The organism is Sulfurimonas sediminis, assembly GCF_014905115.1.
Lineage (GTDB): Bacteria > Campylobacterota > Campylobacteria > Campylobacterales > Sulfurimonadaceae > Sulfurimonas > Sulfurimonas sediminis.
In genome coordinates this window covers 198,073-224,381 of the sequence record NZ_CP041235.1, presented here as the reverse complement: position 1 = coordinate 224,381, position 26,309 = coordinate 198,073, and the positions used below count along the sequence as shown (strand labels likewise).

The window sequence follows — 26,309 nt, the reverse complement described above, 5'->3', positions numbered from 1 at the left end:
ACAACTTACAGTAGCCCGTCTATTGACTCCATTGAAGAGTACCTCAAAGAACATGAAAACAAAGATATGCTTCGCTTCCTTACATGTGGAAGCGTGGACGATGGTAAGAGTACACTTATAGGACGTATGCTCTATGACTCCAAGATGATCTTTGATGATCAACTTGCAGCGGCAGAGAGTGAAAGTAACAAATACGGCACAACAGGCGAAAAGATAGATATGGCTCTGCTTGTTGACGGCTTGCAGAGTGAACGGGAACAGGGCATTACCATAGATGTGGCATACAGGTTTTTTGCAACTGAAAGCAGAAAATTCATCATAGCCGATACTCCGGGTCATGAACAGTACACCAGGAACATGGTAACAGGTGCAAGTACAGCCGATGTGGCCATCATACTCATAGATGCCCGCAAAGGAATTCTCACACAGACAAGAAGACACAGCTTCATAGTAAACCTCTTAGGTATAGAGCATGTTATAGTAGCCATTAACAAAATGGACCTTGTTGACTTTAGCCAAGAGGTTTATGAGAAGATAAAAGCAGACTATAATGCACTCGCAGATGAACTTGGCATAAAAAACAGATACTTCATTCCGCTGAGTGCTCTTGATGGTGACAATGTGGTGAACAAAAGCCAACATACTCCTTGGTACGAGGAAAAACCACTCCTGGAACTCTTGGACACTATGGACATCAGCAAAGAGATAAAAGAAGAAGACTTCAGATTTCCGGTACAGTATGTCAACCGTCCAAATCTGAACTTTCGAGGTTTTTGCGGAACTATTGCAGCAGGCAGTGTAGCTGTTGGTGATGATATAACAGTTCTTCCAAGTGGAAAAACCACAAAAGTAAAAAGCATCATCAATGCCGGAGATATCACAGAAACAGACCGTGAAGCTACATGTAAAGAGGCATACGCTCCAATGGCGGTGACTATTACAACTACAGATGAAGTAGACATCAGTCGTGGTGATATGCTCGTGCACACTGCTTCTCTTCCAAGAGTCTCAAACGCACTCAAAGTCATGCTGGTTTGGATGGATGAAAAACCGATGCAGATCGGAAAAAACTATGATATCAAAAGAGCCACTTCTGTAGTAAACGGAAGCTTTGAGCATATAAACTACAAAATAGATGTCAATACCTACAAACGCGAACAGCTAAAAGAACTGGGACTCAATGATATCGCCTCATGCAAAATGGTTCTTACCCGCCCGATAGCAGCAGACCCCTATGCATCAAACCGCCTCACAGGAAGTTTTATAGTCGTTGACAGAATGACAAACAATACAGTAGGCGCAGGTATGATAGTGGATGTAGCCGCAAGAGAGAGTGACAAAGCAGAGAATGCCATAAAAGAGTACACAGCAGCAGAAAAAGCACTCAATCGTTACATACGGGAAAACTTTCCTGAGTGGGGGTGCAGGGGTGTATAATGTATAAAGAGACAAATAAGCGTTCCATTGTCAAAGGGATTAGCTGGAGAGTAGTTGCGACTACTACAACCATTGCAATAGTTTATTTTTTCTTTGACAGGCTGGATCTTGCCATAGCTGCAGGAATGATAGAAACGGTACTGAAAATTGCGCTTTACTGGTTCCATGAAAGAGTATGGCAAAAAATAAAATGGGGCAAAAAGAGAATAGACCCTTTTAATCTTTGGTTTACAGGTTTGCCACTGAGTGGAAAAACAACTATAGCAGACAGAGTCTATGAAGAGTTACAGGAACTGCAGATACCACTCGAAAGAATTGACTCTAAAGATATACGAGAGCTTATTCCAGACATTGGTTATACAAGAGAAGAGAGAAATCGTCATATGCATCGCATCGGCAACCTTATAAAGACACTGCAAAACAACTCAGTCTCTACTGTGGCTTCATTTGTAAGTCCTTACAGAGAGAGCCGAAAAGCTATTCGTGAAATGGTGAAAAACAACATCGTTGTTTATGTGAAGGCTGATGTAGAAACTTGTAAAGAGAGAGACTATAAGGGTGCTTACGCAAAAGCACTTAGTGGTGAGTATCAAAACTTCTCAGGTGTCAATGATGTTTATGAAGAGCCGCAGCATGCAGAGATTGTGATAGATACAGATAATACCTCCGTTGAAGAAGCAGTAAGAATAATAGTAAAATATATAAAGAAGAATCATGTCAAATAATGAAAATATAGTCTGGCACGAGCACCAAGTCTCAAAACAAGAACGCTCAAAGTTAAAAAAACAAAAACCATGCATACTTTGGTTTACCGGTTTAAGTGGCAGTGGAAAATCTACCATAGCAAATGCTGTAGAGAGCAGACTACTGGAATTACAAAAACATACTTATCTTTTAGATGGAGACAACATCCGCATGGGGCTAAACTACGGGCTTGGTTTTTCTGATGAAGATCGGGTGGAAAACATACGGCGCATTGGCGAGGTGGCAAAGCTTTTTGTAGACAGCGGGCTTATAGTGCTGAGTGCTTTTATATCACCTTTTCAAAGAGAAAGAGAGATGGTCCGAAAATTAGTAAAGAGAGATGAGTTCATAGAAATTTTTATAGACACACCCTTGGAAGTATGTCAAAGCCGTGACCCAAAAGGCCTGTATGAAAAAGCAAGAAAAGGGGAAATACCAAATTTCACAGGAATATCCTCTCCGTATGAAGCACCGGATAAAGCAGAAATTAACATAAAAACAGATAAAATGTCCTTAGAAGAAAGTGTAGAAAAAATTGTGACTTACTTAGAAAAAAACGGATATTTTTCAGGAGAATAAAAACATTTCGTTGCAACACGGCGGCACTGAAGTACCGCTTCCAGATGAATCGGACGGAACCCGTACTTCAGTGCGGGCTGTGTTGTCAAGTTATATTTTAAATGAGGTTGATTATTGTGTTAGAAAGAATAGACTTAGAAAAGATTGTAGCTCTTGCCAAAGAAGCAGGCGATGCAATTATGCAGATATATGAAAAAGATTTTACCATAGAATATAAAGACGACAAGTCACCCCTTACCGAGGCAGATACAAAAGCAAACAAAATAATTTGTGATGCTTTGACAAAACTTTACCCCGATATTCCTCTGATGTCGGAAGAAAACAAAGAAGTGCCTTACAGCGAAAGAAAAGAGTGGGAGTGTTACTGGTGTATAGACCCCATAGACGGTACCAAAGAGTTTATCAAAAAAAATGGTGAATTTACGGTAAATATAGCACTTATTCATAAAAACACTCCTGTTCTTGGTGTTGTATATGCTCCGGCTATAGAGGAGATGTATAAGGCAAAGCAGGGAGAAGGTGCGTTTAAAAACAATCAAAAACTGCCTTTACATGTAAACAGTTCCCCGAAAGAAAAAATGTCTGTAGTCGCCTCAAAATCGCATTTATCAAAAGAAACACAGGAATTCATAGATGCCCTTGATACAAAAGAGACAGCACAGGTTTCCAAAGGAAGTTCTCTCAAACTCTGCATGGTGGCTGAGGGAGTTGCAGACATATACCCAAGACTGGCACCCACTATGGAATGGGATACGGCGGCTGCGGATGCAATAGTGAGAGAAGCCGGAAAAACGACCTGGCAGTTTGAGAAAAAAGAACCAATGGTCTACAACAAAGACAATCTCCTAAACCCATGGTTCATAGTAAAATAAGGAACTGTTTTGAAATACAAAAACAACTTCAACCCAAGCATTTCAGATGAAGTGATTTTTGATGAAATCCTGGAAGAAAAAAAAAGCATAGGATATTATAATCTTCCGTTTTGCAGCACTGCTGATTATAAAACATATGCAAAAACCGTCACACAGAAAAATATTGTTGTCATTGGAATTGGCGGGAGTACATTGGGAACTTATGCGATATATAAATTTCTAAAGCATTCTCGAGATTTAGACAAAAATCTTCTCTTTTTAGAGACAACAGACCCCATAGATATTAAAGCGAAAGTAGCAAGTATAGATCTTTCAGATACTCTCTTTGTTGTTATTTCAAAATCAGGCACAACCGTTGAGACAATAGCAATTTTTAAGTATATAAACGCTTTGATTACATGTAACAGCACCAATACTGTTGTGGTTACAGAAGACGGATCCAAGCTGAAAACTTTTGCCGAAAAAAACAATATACGAAGTTTTAAGATACCAAAAAATGTGGGTGGACGATTTTCTGTTTTTAGTGCAGTAGGACTACTGCCGTTAGCCATTGTCGGTATTGATATTGATAAAATTTTACAAGGAGCACAAAAAAGTCACGACAATTTTTTTCAAAAAAAAGAGGCTTATGAACGTTTACTCAAAAAAGCAAGATTTTTAGTAGAGTATAAAAACAGTTTTAACATCAATGTGGTTTTCTCTTACTCTTCAAGACTTGAAGGTTTTAACAAATGGTATATTCAACTTTGGGGAGAATCCCTTGGGAAAGTAGACAGTAATTCTGTAAGACAGGGACTCACACCTGTTGGGATTATAGGACCAATAGACCAGCACTCGTTTTTACAACTTGTCATTGAGGGGAAACGAGATAAAACATTAACTGTAATAAAAGTAGAAAACTTTGATAATGATTTAAAGATACCCTCGGTTACACTCGACGGACTTGAAGAGATGGACTACCTGGATAATCTGAATTTTTCTTCACTTATCAAAAATCAGGCAGATGCCACCATAGAAGCAATAAATAATCTTCATGACATCCCCTGTGATGTTATCACTATAGAAGGAATTAACGAAAGTGCCATAGCAGCATTAATGTATGAGTTTGAACTGCTAACTTCGTTATGTGGAAAATTTATGCATGTCAATACCTACAACCAACCGGGGGTTGAATCCGGAAAAGTTATTTTAAAAAACAAATTAAATAAAGGAGACATATGAAAGGCATAATATTAGCGGGGGGGAGTGGCACAAGACTTTACCCTATAACAAAAGGTGTAAGTAAACAGTTGGTACCGATTTATGATAAACCAATGATCTATTATCCGCTTTCAGTACTGATGTTAGCAGGTATTACAGAGGTGTTAATCATTTCGACTCCGAATGATCTACCAAACTTTAAAAAGCTTTTAGGAAGCGGAAAAGAGATTGGTATGCATTTTAGTTATAAAGTCCAACCCTCTCCGGATGGACTCGCACAAGCATTCATACTTGGAGAAGAGTTTATAGGCAACAGTTCCGTCTGTCTTGTTCTTGGAGACAATATTTTTTATGGATCACAACTTACAACTCTGCTTGCCCAAAGCGTGAAAAATGCACAGGAGAAGAACAAGGCAACTGTATACGGATACTATGTAAATGATCCGGAACGTTATGGTGTAGCAGAGTTTAACGACAAAGGTGAAGTGATATCCCTGGAAGAAAAACCTAAAAATCCAAAAAGTAACTATGCTGTGGTTGGGCTTTATTTCTACCCGAATGATGTAGTGCAAAAAGCAAAAAATGTAAAACCGTCCGATCGCGGTGAGTTGGAGATAACAACACTGAACCAAGAGTATTTACATGAGAAGAGATTACGGGTAAAACTGATGGGGCGTGGCTATGCGTGGCTTGATACCGGCACACATGACTCCCTCTTGGAAGCAGGTATGTTTATTCAGACGATTGAAAAGAGACAAGGTTTGAAAGTTGCCTGTATAGAAGAGATAGCCCACGAGATGGGTTATATCAATGCCAAGCAGCTTATAGAACTGGCACAGCCATTAAAAAAGAATGGCTATGGGCAGTATCTTATAAAAAGAGCAAAAGAAGGGATGATTGCAAGATGACATTTACAAGAACAGAAATACCTGATGTAGTTATAATAGATCCGGAAGTACATGGAGATGAAAGAGGCTATTTCGTAGAAACATTCCGGGCTGATAAACTGGAAAATTTTTTGGGATATAAAATAAACTTCTGTCAGGACAATGAGTCTAAAAGCTCCCGCGGTGTTTTGCGGGGACTGCACTATCAACTGGCGCCTGCAGCACAGACAAAGCTTGTCCGAGTCATTCAGGGACGAGTTTTGGATGTTGCCGTTGACATAAGAAAAGGAAGTCCTACTTTTGGTAAGCATGTAAGTGTCGAACTCAGCGGTGACAACAAACGCCAACTGTTGGTTCCAAGAGGTTTTGCCCATGCCTTTGTGGTTTTAGAAGATGATACTGTGTTCGCATACAAGGTAGATAATTACTATTCGCCTGAAAATGACAGAGGCATTCTTTTTAGTGATGAAGCCTTTGGTATCGACTGGAAAATGCCACTTGATGAACTGAAACTCTCGGCAAAAGACAAGGTACAGCCTAAGCTTTGCGAAACAAATGATATTTTTGACTATAGTGTGAATTACTATGACTAATGTTTTAATTACAGGCGCAAACGGTCAACTGGGCTCTGAGCTGAGGGCATTAAACAGTAAATTTTTAGTCGCAAACTACAGATGTTTTTTTACCACTTCACAGGATTTGGACATAGCAGACTTTGAAAAAGTAAAAAAATTTATAGAGTCAAAAAATATCAAGGTTATTATCAACGCAGCAGCCTATACAGCTGTTGACAAAGCAGAAGAAGAGAAAGAAAGTGCAGACAGAGTAAACCATTTGGCTGTAGAATATCTTGCCAAAATTTCCAAAGAGCATGATATCAGACTCATTCATATCTCAACAGATTATGTATTTGACGGAAAGAACTACAGACCTTATGTGGAAGATGATGAAACAAACCCAAATGGCGTCTATGGAGCTACAAAACTTGCGGGCGAAAATGCCATGCGTGCTATCAACCCAAAAGACTCCATTATCATAAGAACATCCTGGGTATATAGCTCTTTTGGCAATAACTTTGTAAAAACAATGCTCAGACTAGGCAAAGAAAAAGATTCTCTTGGTGTAATATTTGACCAGGTAGGTACGCCTACCTATGCAGGAGATTTGGCACAGGTTATTTTAGACATCATCGGAAGCGCTGCTTCAGTGCCGGCCAACAGTACAAAAAATACAGTACAAATTTATAACTACTCCAATGAGGGAGTGCTCAGCTGGTATGACTTTGCAAAAGAGATCATGAAAATGGCAAAACTGGAGTGCAAAATAAATCCTATAGAGACAAAAGAGTACCCTACTCCGGCTGCCCGCCCTCACTATTCTCTGCTCAATAAAGCAAAGATAAAAAAAGAGTTTACTATAGAGATTCCTTACTGGAAAGAAAGTTTGGATACATGTTTAAGAATTATGGGAGAAAGAAAATAGTATGTTTGATAACGATAAAAAGACAATTTTAGTAACAGGCTGTGCAGGCTTTATAGGGAGTAACTTTGTTCCTTACTTTATAGACAAATATGAAGAATACAACATTGTAAATCTTGATCTTCTTACCTATGCAGGCAATCTGGAAAACCTCCAGGAGTGTGAAAACAACCCTAGATACAAGTTTATCAAAGGTGATATCTGTAACCGTGAACTTGTTGAGTTTATCTTTAACGAATACGACATTCAAGGTGTGATTCACTTTGCGGCAGAATCACATGTAGACAACAGTATCAAAAACCCGGGTGTCTTTGTAGAAACAAATGTCAACGGTACTTTTACTCTTTTGGATGTTGCACAAAAACATTGGATGGAAAAACCATTTGAGTATAAAAAAGATTATGAAGGGTGTAGATTTCACCACATAAGTACAGATGAAGTCTATGGAACCCTCAACGAAACTGACCTTTTCACAGAAGAGACACCATACGCTCCAAACTCTCCATACTCAGCATCAAAAGCAAGCAGTGATATGATAGTTCGTTCATATCAGGAGACATATGGCATGAATACAGTGATAACAAACTGTTCAAACAACTATGGTCCAAAGCAGCATGACGAGAAGCTCATTCCTACTATCATACGAAAAGCACTCGCAGGAGAAGACATCCCCATCTACGGAGACGGAAAAAACATAAGAGACTGGCTTTATGTACTTGACCACTGCAAGGGTATCGATCTTGTCTATCATACAGGAAAAGAGGGAAATGTTTATAATATTGGCGGCAGAAACGAAAGAACAAATCTTCAGATAGTTGATGCTATAACAACCATACTCGATAGAAAAGTACCTGCACATGAAAATATAGACAGGGGGAGCTATAAAGAGCTTATCAGCTTTGTAGAAGACAGAGCCGGGCATGACAGACGATATGCCATTGACGCTACAAAGCTTGAAGATGAACTTGGCTGGAAGGCTGATGAGAATTTTGACAGTGGAATCATAAAAACTGTTGAGTGGTATTTGGAAAAATATCAAAAATAACTTCATGAAAAAGACTGTTGCTGTACTTATGGCTACCTGTAATGGCGAAAAGTATCTAAAGCAGCAGTTAGACTCTATATTTTCCCAAACATATCAAAATTTTAAGCTATATATTTCTGATGACTGTTCAGAAGATGCAACCATAAAGATAGTTCAAACATATACAGATCGATATCCTGAAAAAATCACTTATACGATTAATGAAAAAAACAGGGGATTTGTAAAAAACTTTGAAAAACTTTTATCTGACTGCCAGGAAGAGTATATAGCACTGGCGGATCAGGATGACATTTGGCAGCCTAACAAGCTTGAATTGCTCATGAATGCTGTTTTACAGCTGGAAGCTTTGAGGCAAAACTCCGCATGTCTCATACACTCAGACTTGAGCCTGATCGATCAAGACGGAAACCAACTCCATCAATCTTATTTTCAGTTTAGACACTACAAACTTAAAAACAGCAAAGATCTTGGGCATATTTTGGGTCCGTGCGGTGTGATGGGAAATACTTTACTGCTCAACAAAAAACTGAAAAAAATTGTATTGCCGTTTCCCGAACAACTCGATGTTCATGATTACTGGATCGCGTTGCATGCTGAACTCTTTGGACAGAGAAAAACACTGCATACTCAGCTTGTGCATTACAGAATCCATAATGAAAACAGCAGCAACAATGCAAAAACATTGCGACGCAACAGGAAAAACAAATATTTTCATAGAGATTTCAAACTGCCCTATCTTGAAACAAATCGAAAATATTTTCTCAAACTGCTCTTGCCGAAAATAACGAATCAAAAAGACTCCAAAACACTCAAGGCTTTTTTAAAATATTTGGATTTTAATCATCCGGGGTTTCTTTTGTATTATCATCTCATCAGGTATTCGCTGGTAAAAAGAGATATAATATATAGAATAAAACTGCTGTTTAAAATACTGCTGACAAAGAGATATGATGCTTAAAAAACCGGATATTTCTTCTTATATTTATAATATATGTCAGATTTTTTCCAAAAAAGAGTTTCGGGGATGGGGAAGAAAAAAAACAGGTAATTTTGCGCTTTGGTGCCATAAAACTTTTGGCGGAAAATTAACACTACTCGAAGATGGCTTTATACGCTCTGTTGCACTTGGTGTAGACGGCTCACCCTCTTTTTCTCTTGTAAAAGACAATACCGGCATCTACTATGATGCCACCTCCGCTTGTGATCTTGAAGACATCTTAAACAGTTATGATTTTGCAAGTGATATAAAACTGATGGAGGATGCAAAAAAGGCTATAGCACTTATAAAAAACCATCATATTTCGAAGTACAACAATGCCCCTTTGATTTCGAAAGAGACAGTAATGAAGTACCGTTTTCACAAAGAAAAAAAAAGAGTCCTTGTCATCGCGCAAACACAGGGGGATGCTTCATTGAAATATGGAATGCTTCAAAATTTTACAACCGATGAGATGATAGAAGCCGCTTTGTCTGAAAATCCCGATGCCGAGGTATACATAAAAATTCATCCTGATGTGTTAAGCGGGAAAAAAAAGTCTGATATAAATATAGAAAAATTTCAAAAAAGCTGTACTGTCATCACTGAGAATCTCAATCCGATTGCACTTCTTAAGCACTTTGACAAAGTCTATACAAAAACCTCACAGATGGGTTTTGAGGCGCTTTTAACAGGATGTGGCTGTGTCTGCTTCGGAATGCCTTTTTATGCAGGATGGGGTGTAACACAGGACAGGTCTGTCTGCAAACGGAGAGTGCGGACACACAGCGTGGAAGAGATCTTCGCTGCTGCATACATCTTGTATACAGAGTACCATAACCCTTATAAGAACACAAAGAGTGATATATTTGATACCATCGAAGAGATCAAATTAAAACGTTTACTGGCCTTTGAGTAATTTTTCTTTCAATATCTTTTTTCCGCTCTCAACACCGGGCTGGTTATAGCAGTTTATCTGTAAAAGTTTTGCTGTCAGTGATGTGAGCAGTTCATACTCATACATCAAACCGGCAATAGAATACTCAGAAATATCATCTATGTTCATTACATCACAGGGAATATCATTTAAACTGCATATAGCTTCTATCGTGGCATCTGCCTGTTCATTGATCAAAGAAGAAAACTTTATGTTGTTTATATAGTCTAACTCTTCCAAACCTTTGAGTGTTATGTCCGGAACACTCAGATCACAGTGGAAGTCATTTACTTTTATAAATGTCACTGTTTTATCTCTTCTTCCTTCTATTATAAGTTGTAAAAAGGAGTGTTGGTCTACCGGTCCTATGATGCCAACCGGAGTTAAACCCTGGTGTGTTGAATTTATATCCAGCTTGCCAAGACTCTCTCCCCAGAGTTGAATGTACCATTTATTGAAGCCTTCCAAACGTGACGAATATGAAAAAACCACATTAATATTAAAACTGTTTTTGTACTCGGCAAAGAATCTTGCTTTTTTCAACACTCTTTTCTTTATTGAAAGCGAATCATCATTTTGTTCCAAATCACTCTCTTCAAAAAATGAATCATGGACATTTTTCGCGCCTCTGAGCAGGGTATCTATATCGATTCCCACTATTGCAAGCGGGAGCAGTCCCACAGCACTCAAAACAGAGAACCTGCCGCCGACATTTTTTGGAATTTCAAACATTTTCATACCGTTTGCCTGGGCATATGTGTTTAATTTGGAGTCATTTTCTGTTATCACTACTGTATTATGCTTGTCACATTTTACAAGAGAGTTGACATATTTAAATAAAGCGACAGTTTCAAGGGTAGTTCCGGATTTTGATATCACTATAAAAAGGGTATCTTCCACGTCAATATTTTTCATTTTGGATTGTATATCTATAGGATCTGTTGTCTCTAAAAAAAAGAGCTCTTTTGTCAATTCTTTAGAGTGTTTTAAAAACTGGTATATGGCATATGTTCCTAATGTACTGCCGCCTATCCCTATCACAACAACATTGTTTTGTTTTACTGTTGCAGCATACTCTTTAAAGGCAGTAGTATCTTTAAACGGAAGATTGTAATACCCTCTCTCTTCTTTTTCTTTTACAATTGCACTAAAAAGTTCTTTGTCTAACATTGTTGAATTAAAGTTGTTCCTGTATTGCAAATCCCATCCCCGTCTTTTTTATTTATTTTAGTTGTATTTTACTCTCTTTTGCTTAAATTAATACTAAACAGAAGATGTTTCTGTGTTACTTTTCTACTCATTAGTGAAAATTTGTTGAGATATTATATTTTTGTGATAATATTGTTTTTAATAAACTCAAAATGTTCAGAAACTCCCACCTGGCAGAGAATTTGACTTCATCACAAAAGCCACAAAGTAGATAATTATAATATATATTTATAATTATCAGAAGAACAATCCTTTAATATTATAAATTAATTTTATATTTTAAGATTACTTAAGAGAAGCAGTAATACTATTTTCCTAAATCTAATCTTACAGGAGAATGAAATGAATATGAATCGTAGAGATGCCCTGAGACTTGGTGCTATCAGCGTAGCTGCAGCTGCTACAACTTTGACCGGATGTGCTTATGGTGAAGCAAAACCCTCAAAAAAAGAAAACAAAACAAACAGCAGTGTAGGTATGGGAACACCGGCTCCTCTTCCTCCGGCAACCGGAAAAAGAGTTGTTGTTGTAGGTGGCGGATGGAGCGGTTTGTCTGTTGCAAAATACACGAAAAAATTCGCACCGAATGCAGATGTTGTTTTAGTGGAACAAAGAACAGAGTTTATATCCTGTCCTATAAGCAACCTGTATCTTGTCGGTGAAGTTGATCTGGAGTTCTTGACACATGATTATCTGCAAGCAGCCCGTGAAAATAAATATACATACTTTAATGCTACGGCAATCGGTATAGACAAAGCAAACAAAATCATCAAAACAAGCAACGGAGACATAAAATATGACTATCTTGTATTGGCTCCGGGGATAGACTACGATTACAGTGCATGGAATGTTGACACAGTTACAGAACAGAGACTTCGCAGTGAGTATCCTGCAGCATTTATTCCGGGAAGCGAGCATATGACACTCAAAGCAAAACTGGAAGATTTTGAAGGCGGTAATTTCATACTGACAGTTCCGGGCGGAAATTACAGATGTCTGCCTGCACCTTATGAAAGAGCATGTCTGATTGCCGATTATTTTAAGAAAAATGAAATAGAGGGCAAGGTAATACTGCTTGATGAAAATCCGGATATTACGATTAAAAAGGAGGGCTTCCAGTCTTCTTTTGACGAAATGTACAAAGATTACATTGAGTATCATCCAAACTCTAAGATTATGAGTATAGATTTAGATAAGAAAGTTGTTGTTGCAGGCGAATTTGACGAAGAGTATTCATTTGAAGATGCCGCCTTTTATCCGCATGTCAGAGGCGGAAAACTTCTGGAAGTGTGTGGCGTTGCAAAAGACAATGTGTTTAACAAAAAAGTAGGCAATATCGATCCGTTTACTTATGAGGTTATCGGCGAAAAAGATATTTTTGTTTCCGGTGATGCCCGTCCGATGGGCTACTCCAAATCAGGCAATACCTCAAATTCGGAAGGGCATTATATCGGAAAACTTATAGCACAGAGAGTCAACGGGAAAAAAGACATTCCGTGGAAATCACCACTTACAGTCTGCTACTCTGCTGTTTCCGCCAGACCGATTCATGCGATTTCTGTCAGAGCAGAGTATGAGTTTGAGGGCAAAAAACTAAAAGGATTTACCAATGTTGATCTTTCTCAACAGTGGCGCGGAAAGACAGGATTGAACAACGGAAAAGCTCTGAATGAATGGGCAAAAGGTATGTTTAGAGATATGTTTAACGCATAATATGGAGTTTTGCATGCAAAGAAGAGACTTTTTAAAAGTAGTCGGAGGTGTTGGCGTTGTCGCTGTAGCACCTTCTTTGATAGAGGGCAGACTCTATGCGGAGGATGGTACACTCTATACATCCTACAAGAAAGTACAACTGACAGATGCCGAGGGCAAGCCTTTGCTGGCATCACAGCTGGACAAAGAGGTTAATTATGTTTTTAACTATCCGTATGCGGGAACCAGCTGTATGTTGATTGCCCTGCCTCATCCTACAGAGAAAAATGTGAAACTGACAAGTGAAGACGGTGTCCAATATATTTGGAAAGGCGGCGTTGGCAAAGAAAGAAACATTGTTGCTTTTTCGTCCATCTGCCCGCACCAGCTTACACATATCAACAAAAGTGACACATTTATATCGTACCTCAAAACAGGGGGCAAAACGATGGGATGCACCAAAAGTATGCCCTGCCATGACAAAGGAGAGGTAATCGTTTGTGGCTCTCATTTATCGGTGTATGATCCAAAAAAAGGAGCGAAAGTTCTTGGCGGTCCGGCACCGCAGCCTTTGGCTTCGATCGTATTGGAGCATCATAATGATGATACTTTATGGGCTGTCGGTGTTTTGGGAGCAGATAAATTTCATGAGTTTTTCAGAGCATTCAAACCAGAGCTCAAAGAACAGTATGGCGGAAAAAGAAAAGCAAAAAAACTTGTAAAAGACAAAGCCCAGACTGTAACTCTTGCAGAGTTTACAAAAGATATTATAAGATACTAAAGGATAGCAAAGTGAAGTCACTACTCATCATGATAGCAATTTTCATCTTTTCTTCGTCTCTTCAGGCAGGCGACACGCTCAAGCAGTCCGAACTTGCTTCAGATATGCGCAAGATGCTAAAAGCAGTCAATCAGATTCAAACGGCAGGATTCTATTACAACAAGGAAGGCATGATAGACGGCGTCAATAAATTAAAAAATGCAATTGGTTCGCTGACAACAACAGATGCAAGAAGTTACCTTCCTGCAAATGAAGCGTATGCAGACAAATTTGCCCAAAAAAGGGCAAAAATGATAACAATGTATGCAGATGATATGATTGTATCACTGAGTAACGAAAACATAGATGATGCCATAGAAGATTATTCACAGATTATCAGGCAGTGTACCTCATGTCACTCCAGAATAAGAGCCAATGCCTGGAAATTGAAGTAAAAAAACAGTGGGTTATGCTGCGACATTCATAGCGAGTTGTGCCATTTTTTGCATATACTCTGCTACTTTGCTTTTTGCTGTGACTGCTTTTTGCAACTCATTTATAAAATACTCTTTTGTTCTCTCATCTGCGATATTAAATGTATAGAGTACCCATTCGGTATTGAGCGCAATTTTTTCGCCGTTTTTTTCTACCGTGAATGTTTTGTAGAGATTTATATCTGTATCGGCAAGCAACTCCAGTACCTCTTTGTAAAAGGCATTGACATCCGGATGAATGAGAGCCAGCAGCTCCTTTTTTGCGATTTTGGCATCTACATCGTCAAAACCATCTCTTCCCAGAATCAGGGCATCCCCCAAAACAAGCTGTTCTCCGATAAAATAGGGCTTTTTCTTTTCACTCAGAGCATTTGCATCTGCATAGATGACATGCTCTTTGAGACCTGCCAGCTCATCAATTAAAATTGAACTGAAAAAGGTATAGACGGTATTTGCCGCCATGGTAATATCAATCTCTTGTACTGCCAGTGTCTGGTTGTCAATACTCAGCGCTTTCATTAAAAAGTATCCAACAAAATAACATTTACAGATGTTCCGGCTTCTAGAAATCTGTCCTCTTCACCTGTAATCATCAGTGCGCTCTCGTCAAGCATATTTGTCAAAATAGCAGAACTGCCTACTTTTTTGCCTTTAAAATTAACAAAATATTCACCGTCTTCTATCACAACATTACATGCGGTAAACTCTGTAAATTTGCTTCGTTTTGTAAAATCTTCTTGCAGTTTTGCCGCAACCGTTTTATAGGGAGCCTTTTTGCCAAGCATTTTTGCAATCAGAGGCAGAGCATATAAAACAGCCGTCACCGTTGAAGAGTAGGCAAATCCCGGCAATGCCAAAATAAATTTATGCCCGCGCTGTGCAACCATAATGTGACGCCCGGGTTTGATACCGACACCTTTGTAGACAACTTCGGCACCAAGGCGCGGAATAATATCTTTTACAAAATCATAATCTCCGACACTGACGCCTCCGGTGCTGACCAAAATATCCGCAGACTCCAAAGCATTCTCAAATGTTTTCATAATGGCATCTCTGTCATCGGGTGCCGTTCCAAGCTGTATGACCTCTGCACCGGCTGACTCAAAAAGCGCGGCAAGCGTATAGTTGTTTGAGCTTCTTATTTGGGCGGGATTATCCGAGTTTTCACCCAGATCAAGGATCTCACTTCCGGTTGCGATGACCGCCACACGGGGACGCAGTGCCACTTTTACCATCACCTGGTTAAGCCCTGCCATGACACCGATTTCGGCAAAGCCTATATTTGTACCTTTTTGAATGAGCACATCGCCTGCTGCATATCCTTCGCCGACAGGACGCACGGCATTTCCTTTTTCAACCATTTCATTGATCACTATTGTACCGTCGTTATAACTGACATTCTCTATCTGTATAAGGGTATCACTCCCCTGCGGCATCATAGAACCCGTAAAAGTTTTAATGGATTCACCCGCAGACAATACACGGATCTCATCATGTCCTGCAGGATTGTCACCAAGAACAGCAAGCGTGCCTTTGTCCAAATCCTCATAACGCACCGCATACCCGTCCATGGAAGCAGTAGGAAACTGAGGGTCATTAAATTCAGCCACAATATCCTCTGCCAAAACACGCCCAAGCGCATCACTCAAAGGAACTCTTTCATACCGGTGGTTGTTTACCTGTAAAAGTTCCAGCATATTTTGGCTTGTCTCAAAAGAGATAAAATCACTTCCTGTTATACTCATGCTTTTGCTCCTAAAATTCCGCTGCCTTTTATAGCTATTGAACGCTCTTTTGCATACACTCTCTGTCCGTTTTTCAAATCATATTTCCATATCGGTGCTGATGCTTTGAAATCTTCTACAAATTCATCTATAAGTTCCAGAGCTACCCGTCTTTTTGGTGAAAAAACCGCTGCAATGTATGATGACTCATGCAAAAGCACATCTCCACGGGAGTGGGCCATTTTGACCACAGCACCTTTTTCTGCTGCTTTTTTCTGCCAGTTCTCAAACCATGATGTCAAAATCGGTTCATATATATCGAAACTCAGCCCGTCAATGCCGTCTTCACTGCGCACCGTTCCCACAAAAGGAATATATGCACCATAGTTGCTTGTTGCTTCTGTTTCATACCACTCTTTTAAGATAGCAGGAACATCAAGTGCCCCGTCATATAAATTCAACAAGAATCACCCTCCGCACACAGGTGGCAGCAAAGAGATTTTATCTCCGTTTTTGAGTTCACACTCCAAAGAGGTCACCAGATTGTCGTTGACGGCTACAGCACAGTTGTCAAGCCACTCTTTTACCTCTTCGTCTTTTTGTAAAATTGCTGCCAGTTCATTGAGATTTTTTATCTCCAGTTCCAGTGCCTCTTTTTGTATCGGTCCTAAAAATTCTACTCTTACCAAAACAACATCCTCATTTTTATTCATACAATTATATCTAAGATAAGTTAAGTGCTGTATAATTACGCATGATTTTTGGAAAAATAGAATATCTCAACCTCTTGCCTTTTCATGTTTTTATGAAGCGTTTTACACGAAGTACCCAGCAAAAACTTCTTATGGAATACAAAAAAAATGTTCCGGCAAAAATAAACGATGCCTTTGTGAACAGGCGTGTTGATGCCGCATTTATCTCAAGTGTCAAAGCAAAAAACTCTTTACATGTAAACCTGGGTATCATTGCAAAAAAAGAGGTAAAAAGTGTCATAGTCATCCCCTCAGATACAGATAAAAAAGATGCAGAGTCTGCCTCATCCAATCTTTTGGCAGAGCTTTTACATGTAAAGGGTGAAGTGCTCATAGGAGACAAGGCACTGCGTTATGCGCTTGCTGATAATGACTATATTGATTTGGCACAACTGTGGAATGAAAAATATCATCTGCCTTTTGTTTTTGCCCTTTTATGTTATCACAAAGATAAAAAGCAGTACAAAAAAATAGAAAAAGCGTTCCTCAAAAGAGAGGTGAAAATCCCGCAGTATCTCCTGCAAAAAGCGGCCAAAAAGACATATATTGCACCGAAGGAGATACTTGAGTATCTACAGCTTATCTCTTATAAACTTGACTACAAGGCAAAAAAAGGGCTTAAGAAGTTTTACAAAATACTCTAACAGTCGGCACTGAAGTACCGATTCCGATTAATTTACAAAATGGTGCAACAGCCGACAATAAAATACGAGTTCCTGGATCACATTACGTTCAGTAACTTTTTTGGAACCCGTACTTCAGTGCGGGCTTTGTCTCTTTAAAGACTCAAATCCAGGTTAAAACCCGGGCTCCAAAGAAGACGCTTAAATTTTTCCGTCGAGATGATCTGCTAATCTTTGCAGTTTTATCTTGTATGCCTCAGTGTCAAAATCTTTCACTCGGGCAACACCGTCTTGTATCGCTGCTTTGGCAACTGCTGAAGCGACATAGACCAAAACCCGTCTGTCAAAAGGCGAGGGAATAATGTATTCATGTCCGAACTCCATGTTTTGTCTGTGATGCGCCTGTTTTACCTGTTCGGGAACAGCCTCCTTTGCCAGAGCGGCCAAAGCATGCGATGCTGCAAGTTTCATATTTTCAGTAATTTTTGTTGCTCTTACATCCAATGCACCACGAAAAATCTGCGGAAAACCGAGCACATTGTTTACCTGATTTGGGTAATCACTTCTGCCGGTGCCTATAATAACATCCGGACGGGCGGCTTTTGCCTCTGCCGGTGTAATTTCTGGATTTGGATTGGCACAGGCGAAAATAATCGGATTTGTCCGGGACATGGATTTTACCATTTGGGGTGTGATAAGGTCAGGGCGGGAGAGTCCCAGCACCATATCTGCATTTTTCATCGCATCTCCCAGCGTTCTGTCTGTTGTCTCAAGGGCAAACAGTTTTTTGTATCTGTTCAGATCACTTCTGCCACTGTGAATAACCCCTTTGGAGTCCAGCATTGTAATGTTTTTGATCCCCAGTTTTTTATACATCTTTGCACAGGCGATACCTGCAGCCCCCGCACCGATAATGACAACTTTTAAATTCTCTGCTTTTTTGCCGCTCATTTCAATGACATTCATCAGTCCGGCTGTTGTAATCACGGCTGTTCCGTGCTGGTCATCATGGAAAACAGGAACATTGCAAATCTCTTTGAGGCGTTCTTCTATTTCAAAACACCTTGGTGCCGAGATATCTTCAAGATTGATACCGCCAAAACTGTCTGCCATGGCTGCAATAATTTTTATAATTTCATCCGGATCTTTTGTATTGAGCTCAATATCTACCGCATCTACATTTGCAAAAGATTTAAACAAAACACCTTTGCCCTCCATAACCGGTTTTCCCGCCAAATGACCTATGTCACCAAGACCCAAAACAGCTGTCCCGTCACTTATTACCGCAACCAGGTTTCCTTTGTTGGTATATTCATAGGCAAGATTTGCATCTTTTTGTATCTCCAGACAGGGGTAGGCAACACCGGGACTGTAGGCCATTGCCAACTCTTCTTGTGTTGTGCATGGTTTTGTCAGCAGTGTTCCTGTCTTTCCGTTTGTGTCAAACTCGCTTTTGGCTTTGTGGTAATCCAGTGATGCCTGTTGAAATGATGGTTTTTCTGCCATGATTGTTATCCTTGTTGTTTATATTGCAAATCTGTTGCCAATACCAGCCGGCACTGAAGTACCGGTTCCGAAAAACAGAGACTTTTAGATCTTTGTCAGAAAAAGGACACTGTTGCCTTTTGAGTTATAGTATATGCCCATAGAGTTTTTACGGGAGACAAAAACTCCGCGGCCATTGAATTTTTTTGAATTTCTAAATATTGTCGCCAGCTGGTTTGTGTCAAATCCCTCTCCCTCATCTGTGATTTGTGTCACTCTGTATTGGGCAGATGCAGTTTTGATATTGTAGATTTTTACGGTTATTTTTTTTGTACACTCTTTTTCAAGCGAAACCAGTGTCTCAAAATATTTGTCCTGCTCAAGCAACTGATGTTTTATTTCAGAGTCAATGCCCAGATTTCCATGCTCGTATGCATTCGTAAAAAGCTCATTAAAAGCGAGCCCGCTGCAATGATTCTGGCAAATACTTTCATACCAGCTGTTTGCTTCTTCGACGGCGTCAAGACTTGTTTCAAAAACCTTTGCACTGATCAGTGTTGTTTCGTTTAATTCCAGCCTGTTGATAAATATAAAAGTAAAATCATCTTCCTGTGTGGCAATTTTGTCCAACACATGTTTTTTCATCTCTTCTCTTGTGAAAGAGTCTATGAAATCATTTTCAATAAAACTGTTATATGCCACGCCTTCCAGGGTGCTGTTTTCTACGATGCCGTCACTGTAAAAAAGAAACTTGTGGATATTTTTTACAGAGCAGTTGTCTATCTTGTATGTTTCGCTCCACTTGCTCATCGGCGGATTGTTTGATTTTATTTTTATCACATTGTTTGCATTGTCTTCAAGCAAAAAAGGCGGCATTGCAAATTTTGCATATTCCAATTCAAAAGAGTAATTGTCAAATAAAATATAGTCTACAGACAGAGCCTCCTCATCAAGCAAGATAGGCTTCATAAAGTCCATAGACTCTTGAATCAGGATATCAAGACTGAAATTCTCATACTCTATCATTTTGTCTATCAAATGATTGACAAAGACTGTCACAGCCATAGCACTGAGCGAAGCACTCAATCCCTTTCCCATCCCGTCAACAAGAAAATAAAAAGTTTTGTCTGCATTGATTCTTCGGGCAGAATAGGCATCCCCACTCAGTGTATCAAGAGGCTGATAAAAAAAGTCTACCAGTGAAATCTCTTTAGAATCAATCATCTTGTAATAAAAATCATTTCTCAGGATATTGAGCTCTTTTTGAAATGCCAGCTCTTCTTGATAGCTGGCATAGGCATCTTTCTCCTCCTGCAATGATTTTTCTCTACTCTTTTCCTGCATCGGCTGAACTATATTTTAAATTTACTGAGTTCATTTTTTAAAGCAGCAGCATCCTGAGAAAGCGTTGAAACGACAGCTTCTATCGTTGTGCGCAGCTCATTGTTTTTTGTAGAAACAACAACAATCTCATCCATCGTACTCACCAGCTCTTTTGTTTTTGTTGCTATGTATATGCTTTGGTGCATGACATCGGTGGAGCTCTCTTTTGTCTGCATCAGATTCTCTTTTGTATCATTGGATGCCACAATTAATTCCTGTGCGGATTCTGCGATCTGATCCATACTTTGTGAGGTATGCTGTGTCTCTTCGGCGATTTCAACTACATTTTGGGTAATGAGATTTACATTTGCACTGATTTCGCTTAAAGACTTCTGTGTACGCTCGGCAAGTTTTCTCACTTCATCGGCAACTACGGCAAAACCACGACCATGTTCTCCGGCACGGGCTGCTTCTATAGCGGCATTGAGTGCGAGTAAATTTGTCTGATCTGCGATATCTGAGATAATCTCCAAAACATCTTTTATATTTTTTGCCTGTTCTGTCAATTCACTGACTTTTTGAACAAGTTCCTGCTGTTGGGAACTGCCATTTTCTATAGACTCTACCACTGAACTCAGTTTGCTTATAAACTCTTCCAAAAAGTCAGATGTTGTCTGCAAATCTTCCGTCACTGTTACAGTAGACTCTTCAACCGTATCGAGTTTACTGCCGATATCTACCGCCAGTTCATTGACCACAGTGATTTTTCCGTCTTCCACTTCACTGTTTTCTTTTAAAGTAATCACGACATCACGTAATCTCTCAGATTCATTTTGGTTTCTTTTTGAGACATCGGTAACACTCAGAACTGTCTCTTTAAAGGCACTGATCATTACATGTAACGCTTTGGAAATTTGGGAAATTTCATCATTGCCTTCTACAACAATGTTACATGTAAGATCAAGATCACTCGAAACACATTTTATTTTTTCCAAAGAGCTCTGTACGCTTTTGTTCACGCCTCTGCTGATTGTCATAATGATGATAAATATAATAATTGCAAAAGCAATATAACTTACAAGCGTAATAGCTGTCCGTTTTTTATAGTCTGATTCTATTTTTGCCAAAATTGCATCATTGTTTTTGGCAAGTTTATCATCTACATGTTTTAAAAGATTTATCTTTTTTGTAATGGTTTGAAACCAGACAACACTGTCAACCCCGAAATTCCCTTCATTTGCTTTTGTCTGAGCAATTTCTCTCATTTTGTTTACTTCATCTACGGCAGGAGAATTCATTGTGCTTCGGTAAAGTTGCTTTGCCCTGTCTGTTGCCATCGTTAAGAATGCATCTATGTAAGCGTCCTGCTGCGCCACAAGTGTAATAAACTTGGCATACATTCCCGGAGCAAATCTGTCTGCAGAAAATGTGGCACTCAGTACCGCACGCTCTATCCCCGCTCTCTCTTTTGATTTTAAAAAGTTTGTGTAGGCATCCAGGGCTTTGACCAATTCAGGAGTCGATGCCAGTTTTGCACTCAAGCCGACAATATTTAAGATCTTCCTGTTCATCTTTGTATAATATGCAACTTCTTTTGCAACACTGATGCTAAAACTGTCAACAAGATTTCTGATTTGACTGATTTTATTCATATATTCTTGCAGTCCATGAATCTGGTCCTGAAGTTCTTTTGGAAAATCATTTAAATCCAGTGTCTTGAGATAGGCCTTCAATTCCTGATTTCTTTTATCTGTCAGTTCTCTTTGTTTAGGAAGAATATCTGCAAATTTCTTTCCTTTGGAACCCAAATAACCGGCACTTGCCCCTCTCTCTTTTTGCGTCTCATGGATGAGCAGACTTAATTTTTGAGACATTACATTCAGCACCTTTGACTGTTGCACAATAGCATCTTCTTTCAGCGCTGTGTTGACCGTCAGTCCTATAATTACCAAAGCAAAAGAGACAACAATGGCAGTAATGAGATTGAGTTTGCTTTTTATAGTCATTTTTTATACCTTTTTTACGTGAAATAAAGAGACAAGGTTCAGATCTTCAAAAAGTTCCATAAGCTGTTCATCACCTACTTCTACATGTAAGTCAATATTGTCCTTTAAAACAAGTTTGTTTAAATACCCGATCACAGAGGAGGTAATGGATATGGAATCTTTGATTATGAGAACAATATGTTTGTGTGTTGTTCTGAGCGCATCAATCGTCTCTTTAATCTGTTGATAGTCCTGTATCGATTTGATATTTCCGTTTATAGTTACACTGTTTGCAGACACTGAAATAGTCATATAATCTTCCTTGTTGAAAAGTATTTTTTCAAGTATATCATTATTTTGATGAGTCTTTTATAATATTTATCCACTCTTTCATCTTTTTTTCATAGCCTATCTCTTTTAACTCCACAAAATGCATCGGTTTGGCAAGGTAGTTTTGTTCGACATATCCACCAAAATCGTGGGGATACAGATAGTTTTCATTGCTGTTTGTGATATTTTTCGGAATTTCTGTGATGTTCCCCTCTTTCACACTCTTTAAGGCTTTATTTATTGCCAAATATGCACAATTGGATTTTGGAGAGGCACACAGATAAATAACCGCCTGTGCCAGGATAATTCTTGCCTCGGGATAGCCTATTTTGCTGACACTTGTCAGACAGGAGGTTGCCAGAGTCAGAGCCTGCGGATTGGCATTGCCTACATCTTCACTTGCCAAAATCACAAGGCGTCTGGCGATAAAATCAGCACTCTCTCCGCCTGCAATCAAACGCGCCAGATAGTAAATCGCCGCATCCGCATCACTCCCCCGAATGGACTTAATCAGCGCTGACGCCAGGTCATAATGCACACCGTCTTCACTGCTTCCGGCCTGAAGGGCATTTGGACGGAGTGACTGCAACAACTCCAGAGACACTGTTTCATTGATATTGGCGGCAAATTCCAACAGCTTCAGCATCGCTCTTGCATCTCCGCCGCTTGATGCTGTCAGATAGGCTTTTGCATCCTCCTCAAGGACAATATTTGTTTTGTCCAATGCTCTCAGCAACAGCTTTTCCAAACCGGCATGGGATATACTTTTGAGCTCAAAAAGCATAGAGCGTGAACGGATCGCAGAAGTAAGCGAATAAAAAGGATTTTCTGTTGAGGCACCTATGATAAGCACAGAATTGTTTTCCATAACAGGAAGCAAAACCTCCTGCTGATTTTTTGAAAGCCTGTGCACCTCATCTATAAATATGAGCGGTTTTTGCAGAGCATTTTTATACTGCTCAAATATTTTTCGAAGCTGTTCAACTTTAAGTGAAGTGGCATTAAACTCATAAAAAGGAAGTTGCATAGTTTTTGCTATGACTCTGGCAAGTGATGTCTTTCCAACACCGGCAGGTCCATAAAAAAAACTGTGTCCAAGGGCTTCTTTTTCACACAAAACACGCAAAGGAGCATCTCTTGCGGTTAAATGCTCCTGCCCTGTCATCTCATCAAAATTTGCAGGTCGCAGCAGATGTGTAAAATCCATTGCCTACTCTTTTTCTTCTTTTCTCTTTTTCTCTCTGGCTCTCTTTTTCTCTTCTTTTAAAAATTTGTAAAGTGCAGAATATTCACTGCGTGTCAAATATCTTGTCTTGCCAGTCGGAAGATTGTTTAACTCAATTTCGGCAAAACTTACACGTTTCAAGTCAGCCACCTCTGCGCCAAAGTGTGCAAAAAAACGGCGAAGTTCACGGTTTTTTCCCTCTTTGAGCGCTACTTTGAGGATGGAATAGTTGGGCTGATTCTTTTGAATCTTGTAGCCTATAAAAGGTTTGATATCCATAGAAGTGATTTTGGAATGCGAATGCGCTCCGGCACTTGCATCATCCAGATAGATACCGTTGAGCATGGCATCTTCCATATCCGGAGTCACCATCCCTTTGATTTTAATCTTGTAAATTCTCTCCAGATCCGACTCCATCAGCGCCGTCGCCACATGCGAAGCATCTGTTAAAAGAAGCAGCCCCTCACTTGCAAAGTCAAGCCGTCCGACAGGAATAAAATGTTTAAACTCTTTGCTTAAAGAGTCATAAATCGTTCTTCTCCCTTTTGGGTCATTCTTTGTGACAAGCTCTCCCTTTGGTTTGTTATACACAATCACCGTGTACTTTTCCTGAGGAGAAACCTGTTTTCCGCTGATGTAGACAATATCTACACCCTCTTGAACCTGTGTTGCAGGGTTTGTTTCTATCTCTCCGTTTACACGGACATAACCGTCTTGAACAGCCTTGTCAGCCTCTCTTCTTGAGTAGGTTGAATAGTGTGCAATGTATTTGTTTAGTCTCATTATTATGAAATTCCTTTTTCTATGAGCGTATGAATATGAAGTACGCCTTTTATCTTTTTGTCCTTATCTGTGACAACCAGAAGCTGGATTTTTTTCTCTTCTATTAAAACAAGTGCATCACTCGCAAGCATCTCTTCATCATCTATGCTCATAGGATCAGGTGTGGCATATTTGAGCACATCATCTTCAAGGGAAAAATCATCCCTCAAAAGAGCCCGACGGACATCGCCGTCACTCATAAGTGCTACAAGCTCTCCCCTCTCATCTGTTATAAGCACCGTTCCGAGTCTGCCTTCGCTGATTTTTAAAATGGCATCTTTCATTTTTGCATCTTTTGAAACAACAGGAAGATTCTCACTTCGCATCAGATTTCTCACCTTGACAAAGAGTTTTTTCCCCAAAGCACCACCGGGATGGAAAGAAGCGAAGTCACTCTTTTTAAAGTTTCTGGCTTTCATCAAAGCCACCGCCAGGGCATCGCCGAGTGCAAGTGTCAGTGTTGTCGAACTTGTCGGTGCTATGTTGAGCGGACAGGCCTCTTTTTCAACCACAACCCTGACCACCACATCACTGTAGTGTCCAAGTGTTGAGTTTTTGTCTTTTGTCATGCCGATAAGCGGTATGCCAAAACGCTTGATATGCGGTAAAATCGAACTCAACTCTTCGCTCTCTCCCGAATAACTGATAGCAACAACAACATCATTTTCGCCTATCATTCCAAGATCACCGTGGAGCGCTTCTGTAGGATGTAAAAAAAAGCTCGGTGTTCCCGTCGAGGCAAAGGTAGCCGCCATTTTTGCTCCAATCAGTCCACTTTTACCGACCCCGCTCACAACAAGTTTGCCTTTACATGTAAGTATAATTTCTACAGCTTTGTTAAAGGCATCATCAATGTTTTTTGCTGCATTGAGCAGGGTATTTGCTTCGATATTTAATGTTTCTTGCGCAATTGTTTTATAATTCATGGTCTAATTATACCTTTTTTATCATCAAGAAGATATAATACTAGAAATATGATTTTTAAGGACATGCTATGAGAAATGTTATTGGTAGATATTTGGATACTATTGATGCTTTAAGATTAGAAGAGAGAATGCTCACACACAATACTTTGATTTTGGGTGAAGAGGGTGCGGGCAAGACGAACCTGGCCTGCAAAATAAGAAATTTTGTCATTGACAACAATGTACCCACGCTCTATATGGACTTTGCAAACTCTCATGAAGATGATGTTGAGCTCAGATACAAAGATGAGCACTTTAACTATATTCGTTTTGAGGAGAGCGAAGCATTTGATGAAGCTTTTGCCGCACTTGTAGCTGAAAAAAAACATATCTATATGGCAGTCAATCCTAACTTTTTTGCCACAAAAAGAGAGAAGAAAAGTAAACTTTCACAAGTTATTTCTCAGCAAAAACTTCTGGATGATTACTACTATTTTTTCCATGATATTGAAAACCTTAATGGATTTTACACAAAATTTGAAGATTTTCTACTCTATATGCTTAGCTTTACAAATCTTCAAAAACAAGGTTTTACATTTTTGGCACAACCACATCCAATTTTTGAAAACCCACACCTCAAACTACTGTTTTCATTCCTTTATGTAGGAAAATGTTCTAATGCCAACTACTATAATACGGCAATTTTAAAAACATTAAGTAAAAACCATTTTTACTACCAATACAGAACAGCCTACCCTACGCTGCTCTTTAATGATATAAAAAGCAGTATGGTTAAAATTGATGAGTATGTACCGGAACTGTAA

General features: G+C 39.4%; 28 protein-coding genes and 1 pseudogene. 16 read left to right on the top strand and 13 right to left on the bottom strand.

Features of this window, described 5'->3' with window-relative positions; translation table 11 throughout:
• Window positions 1-66: 66 nt before the first annotated feature.
• The 11 genes from cysN (at window position 67) to FJR45_RS01185 (ending at window position 10,138) form a co-directional block, all read left to right on the top strand.
• On the top strand, window positions 67-1,437 hold the full coding sequence (cysN, locus tag FJR45_RS01235) for a sulfate adenylyltransferase subunit CysN (RefSeq protein WP_193151866.1): 1,371 nt from the start codon (window positions 67-69) through the stop codon (window positions 1,435-1,437).
• Window positions 1,437-2,162, top strand: a complete 726-nt coding sequence (gene cysC, locus FJR45_RS01230; RefSeq protein ID WP_193151002.1) for an adenylyl-sulfate kinase — start codon at window positions 1,437-1,439, stop codon at window positions 2,160-2,162. Before cysN ends, cysC (FJR45_RS01230) begins: the two co-directional genes overlap by 1 nt.
• Window positions 2,152-2,760: an adenylyl-sulfate kinase gene (gene cysC, locus FJR45_RS01225; RefSeq protein WP_193151001.1), complete on the top strand. Its 609-nt coding sequence runs from the start codon at window positions 2,152-2,154 to the stop codon at window positions 2,758-2,760. The genes cysC (FJR45_RS01230) and cysC (FJR45_RS01225) overlap by 11 nt, the downstream gene beginning before the upstream one ends.
• 116 nt (window positions 2,761-2,876) lie before the next feature.
• Window positions 2,877-3,632: a 3'(2'),5'-bisphosphate nucleotidase CysQ gene (cysQ, locus tag FJR45_RS01220; RefSeq protein WP_193151000.1), complete on the top strand. Its 756-nt coding sequence runs from the start codon at window positions 2,877-2,879 to the stop codon at window positions 3,630-3,632.
• Between the two features lie 9 nt (window positions 3,633-3,641).
• Window positions 3,642-4,853, top strand: a complete 1,212-nt coding sequence (locus tag FJR45_RS01215; RefSeq protein WP_193150999.1) for a glucose-6-phosphate isomerase — start codon at window positions 3,642-3,644, stop codon at window positions 4,851-4,853.
• Entirely contained in the window at window positions 4,850-5,740 is an 891-nt protein-coding gene (gene rfbA, locus FJR45_RS01210; RefSeq protein ID WP_193150998.1) for a glucose-1-phosphate thymidylyltransferase RfbA, read from the top strand. The genes FJR45_RS01215 and rfbA overlap by 4 nt, the downstream gene beginning before the upstream one ends.
• Complete coding sequence (rfbC, locus tag FJR45_RS01205; RefSeq protein WP_193150997.1) at window positions 5,737-6,312, top strand: dTDP-4-dehydrorhamnose 3,5-epimerase; 576 nt, start codon at window positions 5,737-5,739, stop codon at window positions 6,310-6,312. Before rfbA ends, rfbC begins: the two co-directional genes overlap by 4 nt.
• Window positions 6,305-7,201, top strand: coding sequence for a dTDP-4-dehydrorhamnose reductase (gene rfbD, locus FJR45_RS01200; RefSeq protein WP_193150996.1), 897 nt, complete (start codon window positions 6,305-6,307; stop codon window positions 7,199-7,201). Before rfbC ends, rfbD begins: the two co-directional genes overlap by 8 nt.
• A 1-nt stretch (window position 7,202) precedes the next feature.
• Window positions 7,203-8,243: a dTDP-glucose 4,6-dehydratase gene (gene rfbB, locus FJR45_RS01195; RefSeq protein WP_193150995.1), complete on the top strand. Its 1,041-nt coding sequence runs from the start codon at window positions 7,203-7,205 to the stop codon at window positions 8,241-8,243.
• Between the two features lie 4 nt (window positions 8,244-8,247).
• The gene (locus FJR45_RS01190) at window positions 8,248-9,201 is read left to right on the top strand and encodes a glycosyltransferase family 2 protein (RefSeq protein WP_193150994.1); all 954 of its coding nucleotides are present in this window, start codon (window positions 8,248-8,250) and stop codon (window positions 9,199-9,201) included.
• Window positions 9,194-10,138: a capsular polysaccharide export protein, LipB/KpsS family gene (locus FJR45_RS01185; protein WP_226966448.1), complete on the top strand. Its 945-nt coding sequence runs from the start codon at window positions 9,194-9,196 to the stop codon at window positions 10,136-10,138. Before FJR45_RS01190 ends, FJR45_RS01185 begins: the two co-directional genes overlap by 8 nt.
• Here the strand turns inward: FJR45_RS01185 and FJR45_RS01180 are convergent.
• Window positions 10,121-11,326 (bottom strand): glucose-6-phosphate isomerase, encoded by a 1,206-nt coding sequence (locus FJR45_RS01180; RefSeq protein WP_264299328.1) that lies wholly within the window; start codon window positions 11,324-11,326, stop codon window positions 10,121-10,123. The two genes, FJR45_RS01185 and FJR45_RS01180, sit on opposite strands and share 18 nt — an antisense overlap.
• Before the next feature lie 381 nt (window positions 11,327-11,707).
• Between FJR45_RS01180 and FJR45_RS01175 the strand changes: the two genes are divergently transcribed.
• Genes FJR45_RS01175 through FJR45_RS01165 form a run of 3 tightly spaced genes read left to right on the top strand, consistent with a single transcriptional unit; the run spans window position 11,708 to window position 14,272 of the window.
• Window positions 11,708-13,078 carry an FAD-dependent oxidoreductase gene (locus tag FJR45_RS01175; RefSeq protein WP_193150991.1) on the top strand — a complete coding sequence of 457 codons (1,371 nt, stop codon included), beginning with the start codon at window positions 11,708-11,710 and terminating at the stop codon, window positions 13,076-13,078.
• A 13-nt stretch (window positions 13,079-13,091) separates the two neighbouring features.
• Entirely contained in the window at window positions 13,092-13,838 is a 747-nt protein-coding gene (locus FJR45_RS01170; RefSeq protein WP_193150990.1) for a Rieske 2Fe-2S domain-containing protein, read from the top strand.
• An 11-nt stretch (window positions 13,839-13,849) separates the two neighbouring features.
• Window positions 13,850-14,272: a hypothetical protein gene (locus FJR45_RS01165; protein WP_193150989.1), complete on the top strand. Its 423-nt coding sequence runs from the start codon at window positions 13,850-13,852 to the stop codon at window positions 14,270-14,272.
• Between the two features lie 12 nt (window positions 14,273-14,284).
• On the opposite strand, the gene FJR45_RS01160 is transcribed toward FJR45_RS01165, so the two are convergent.
• The 4 genes from FJR45_RS01160 to FJR45_RS01145 are packed head-to-tail and all read right to left on the bottom strand — an operon-like array spanning window position 14,285 to window position 16,724.
• Entirely contained in the window at window positions 14,285-14,830 is a 546-nt protein-coding gene (locus FJR45_RS01160; RefSeq protein ID WP_193150988.1) for a hypothetical protein, read from the bottom strand.
• The gene (locus tag FJR45_RS01155; protein WP_193150987.1) at window positions 14,830-16,056 is read right to left on the bottom strand and encodes a molybdopterin molybdotransferase MoeA; all 1,227 of its coding nucleotides are present in this window, start codon (window positions 16,054-16,056) and stop codon (window positions 14,830-14,832) included. Before FJR45_RS01155 ends, FJR45_RS01160 begins: the two co-directional genes overlap by 1 nt.
• The gene (locus tag FJR45_RS01150; RefSeq protein ID WP_193150986.1) at window positions 16,053-16,499 is read right to left on the bottom strand and encodes a molybdopterin synthase catalytic subunit; all 447 of its coding nucleotides are present in this window, start codon (window positions 16,497-16,499) and stop codon (window positions 16,053-16,055) included. The genes FJR45_RS01155 and FJR45_RS01150 overlap by 4 nt, the downstream gene beginning before the upstream one ends.
• A gap of 3 nt (window positions 16,500-16,502) precedes the next feature.
• Window positions 16,503-16,724: a MoaD/ThiS family protein gene (locus FJR45_RS01145; RefSeq protein ID WP_193151865.1), complete on the bottom strand. Its 222-nt coding sequence runs from the start codon at window positions 16,722-16,724 to the stop codon at window positions 16,503-16,505.
• Window positions 16,725-16,789: 65 nt separating this feature from the next.
• On the opposite strand from FJR45_RS01145, the gene FJR45_RS01140 reads away from it, so the two are divergent.
• Window positions 16,790-17,431: an MqnA/MqnD/SBP family protein gene (locus FJR45_RS01140; RefSeq protein WP_193150985.1), complete on the top strand. Its 642-nt coding sequence runs from the start codon at window positions 16,790-16,792 to the stop codon at window positions 17,429-17,431.
• A gap of 180 nt (window positions 17,432-17,611) precedes the next feature.
• On the opposite strand, the gene FJR45_RS01135 is transcribed toward FJR45_RS01140, so the two are convergent.
• The 8 genes and pseudogenes from FJR45_RS01135 to FJR45_RS01105 all read right to left on the bottom strand — a co-directional run bounded on the left by FJR45_RS01135 (window position 17,612) and on the right by FJR45_RS01105 (window position 25,506).
• On the bottom strand, window positions 17,612-18,916 hold the full coding sequence (locus tag FJR45_RS01135) for a malic enzyme-like NAD(P)-binding protein (RefSeq protein WP_193150984.1): 1,305 nt from the start codon (window positions 18,914-18,916) through the stop codon (window positions 17,612-17,614).
• An 84-nt stretch (window positions 18,917-19,000) separates the two neighbouring features.
• Window positions 19,001-20,239 carry a PP2C family protein-serine/threonine phosphatase gene (locus tag FJR45_RS01130; protein ID WP_193150983.1) on the bottom strand — a complete coding sequence of 413 codons (1,239 nt, stop codon included), beginning with the start codon at window positions 20,237-20,239 and terminating at the stop codon, window positions 19,001-19,003.
• Between the two features lie 8 nt (window positions 20,240-20,247).
• Entirely contained in the window at window positions 20,248-21,111 is an 864-nt protein-coding gene (locus tag FJR45_RS12660; RefSeq protein WP_430739315.1) for a methyl-accepting chemotaxis protein, read from the bottom strand.
• Window positions 21,112-21,372: 261 nt separating this feature from the next.
• Window positions 21,373-22,092 (bottom strand): annotated as a pseudogene (locus tag FJR45_RS12655) (nitrate- and nitrite sensing domain-containing protein); the annotation flags it as partial.
• Between the two features lie 135 nt (window positions 22,093-22,227).
• Window positions 22,228-22,515: a hypothetical protein gene (locus tag FJR45_RS01120; RefSeq protein ID WP_193150981.1), complete on the bottom strand. Its 288-nt coding sequence runs from the start codon at window positions 22,513-22,515 to the stop codon at window positions 22,228-22,230.
• Window positions 22,516-22,555: 40 nt separating this feature from the next.
• Window positions 22,556-23,740, bottom strand: a complete 1,185-nt coding sequence (locus tag FJR45_RS01115) for a replication-associated recombination protein A (protein ID WP_193150980.1) — start codon at window positions 23,738-23,740, stop codon at window positions 22,556-22,558.
• A 3-nt stretch (window positions 23,741-23,743) separates the two neighbouring features.
• Complete coding sequence (locus FJR45_RS01110; protein ID WP_193150979.1) at window positions 23,744-24,541, bottom strand: pseudouridine synthase; 798 nt, start codon at window positions 24,539-24,541, stop codon at window positions 23,744-23,746.
• A gap of 2 nt (window positions 24,542-24,543) precedes the next feature.
• Window positions 24,544-25,506, bottom strand: coding sequence for a KpsF/GutQ family sugar-phosphate isomerase (locus FJR45_RS01105; RefSeq protein ID WP_193150978.1), 963 nt, complete (start codon window positions 25,504-25,506; stop codon window positions 24,544-24,546).
• A gap of 68 nt (window positions 25,507-25,574) precedes the next feature.
• On the opposite strand from FJR45_RS01105, the gene FJR45_RS01100 reads away from it, so the two are divergent.
• Complete coding sequence (locus FJR45_RS01100) at window positions 25,575-26,309, top strand: P-loop NTPase family protein (protein ID WP_193150977.1); 735 nt, start codon at window positions 25,575-25,577, stop codon at window positions 26,307-26,309.

What these genes read in the sequence shown, in the direction of transcription:
- cysN (WP_193151866.1), top strand. Translation starts at nt 67, where the DNA reads ATGCTTCGCTTCCTTACATGTGGAAGCGTGGACGATGGTAAGAGTACA.
- cysC (WP_193151002.1), top strand. Translation starts at nt 1,437, where the DNA reads ATGTATAAAGAGACAAATAAGCGTTCCATTGTCAAAGGGATTAGCTGG.
- cysC (WP_193151001.1), top strand. Translation starts at nt 2,152, where the DNA reads ATGTCAAATAATGAAAATATAGTCTGGCACGAGCACCAAGTCTCAAAA.
- rfbA (WP_193150998.1), top strand. Translation starts at nt 4,850, where the DNA reads ATGAAAGGCATAATATTAGCGGGGGGGAGTGGCACAAGACTTTACCCT.
- rfbC (WP_193150997.1), top strand. Translation starts at nt 5,737, where the DNA reads ATGACATTTACAAGAACAGAAATACCTGATGTAGTTATAATAGATCCG.
- rfbD (WP_193150996.1), top strand. Translation starts at nt 6,305, where the DNA reads ATGACTAATGTTTTAATTACAGGCGCAAACGGTCAACTGGGCTCTGAG.
- rfbB (WP_193150995.1), top strand. Translation starts at nt 7,203, where the DNA reads ATGTTTGATAACGATAAAAAGACAATTTTAGTAACAGGCTGTGCAGGC.
- FJR45_RS01190 (WP_193150994.1), top strand. Translation starts at nt 8,248, where the DNA reads ATGAAAAAGACTGTTGCTGTACTTATGGCTACCTGTAATGGCGAAAAG.
- FJR45_RS01185 (WP_226966448.1), top strand. Translation starts at nt 9,194, where the DNA reads ATGCTTAAAAAACCGGATATTTCTTCTTATATTTATAATATATGTCAG.
- FJR45_RS01180 (WP_264299328.1), bottom strand. Translation starts at nt 11,326, where the DNA reads ATGTTAGACAAAGAACTTTTTAGTGCAATTGTAAAAGAAAAAGAAGAG.
- FJR45_RS01175 (WP_193150991.1), top strand. Translation starts at nt 11,708, where the DNA reads ATGAATATGAATCGTAGAGATGCCCTGAGACTTGGTGCTATCAGCGTA.
- FJR45_RS01170 (WP_193150990.1), top strand. Translation starts at nt 13,092, where the DNA reads ATGCAAAGAAGAGACTTTTTAAAAGTAGTCGGAGGTGTTGGCGTTGTC.
- FJR45_RS01160 (WP_193150988.1), bottom strand. Translation starts at nt 14,830, where the DNA reads ATGAAAGCGCTGAGTATTGACAACCAGACACTGGCAGTACAAGAGATT.
- FJR45_RS01155 (WP_193150987.1), bottom strand. Translation starts at nt 16,056, where the DNA reads ATGAGTATAACAGGAAGTGATTTTATCTCTTTTGAGACAAGCCAAAAT.
- FJR45_RS01140 (WP_193150985.1), top strand. Translation starts at nt 16,790, where the DNA reads ATGATTTTTGGAAAAATAGAATATCTCAACCTCTTGCCTTTTCATGTT.
- FJR45_RS01135 (WP_193150984.1), bottom strand. Translation starts at nt 18,916, where the DNA reads ATGGCAGAAAAACCATCATTTCAACAGGCATCACTGGATTACCACAAA.
- FJR45_RS01130 (WP_193150983.1), bottom strand. Translation starts at nt 20,239, where the DNA reads ATGCAGGAAAAGAGTAGAGAAAAATCATTGCAGGAGGAGAAAGATGCC.
- FJR45_RS12660 (WP_430739315.1), bottom strand. Translation starts at nt 21,111, where the DNA reads ATGATCAGTGCCTTTAAAGAGACAGTTCTGAGTGTTACCGATGTCTCA.
- FJR45_RS01120 (WP_193150981.1), bottom strand. Translation starts at nt 22,515, where the DNA reads ATGACTATTTCAGTGTCTGCAAACAGTGTAACTATAAACGGAAATATC.
- FJR45_RS01115 (WP_193150980.1), bottom strand. Translation starts at nt 23,740, where the DNA reads ATGGATTTTACACATCTGCTGCGACCTGCAAATTTTGATGAGATGACA.
- FJR45_RS01110 (WP_193150979.1), bottom strand. Translation starts at nt 24,541, where the DNA reads ATGAGACTAAACAAATACATTGCACACTATTCAACCTACTCAAGAAGA.
- FJR45_RS01105 (WP_193150978.1), bottom strand. Translation starts at nt 25,506, where the DNA reads ATGAATTATAAAACAATTGCGCAAGAAACATTAAATATCGAAGCAAAT.
- FJR45_RS01100 (WP_193150977.1), top strand. Translation starts at nt 25,575, where the DNA reads ATGAGAAATGTTATTGGTAGATATTTGGATACTATTGATGCTTTAAGA.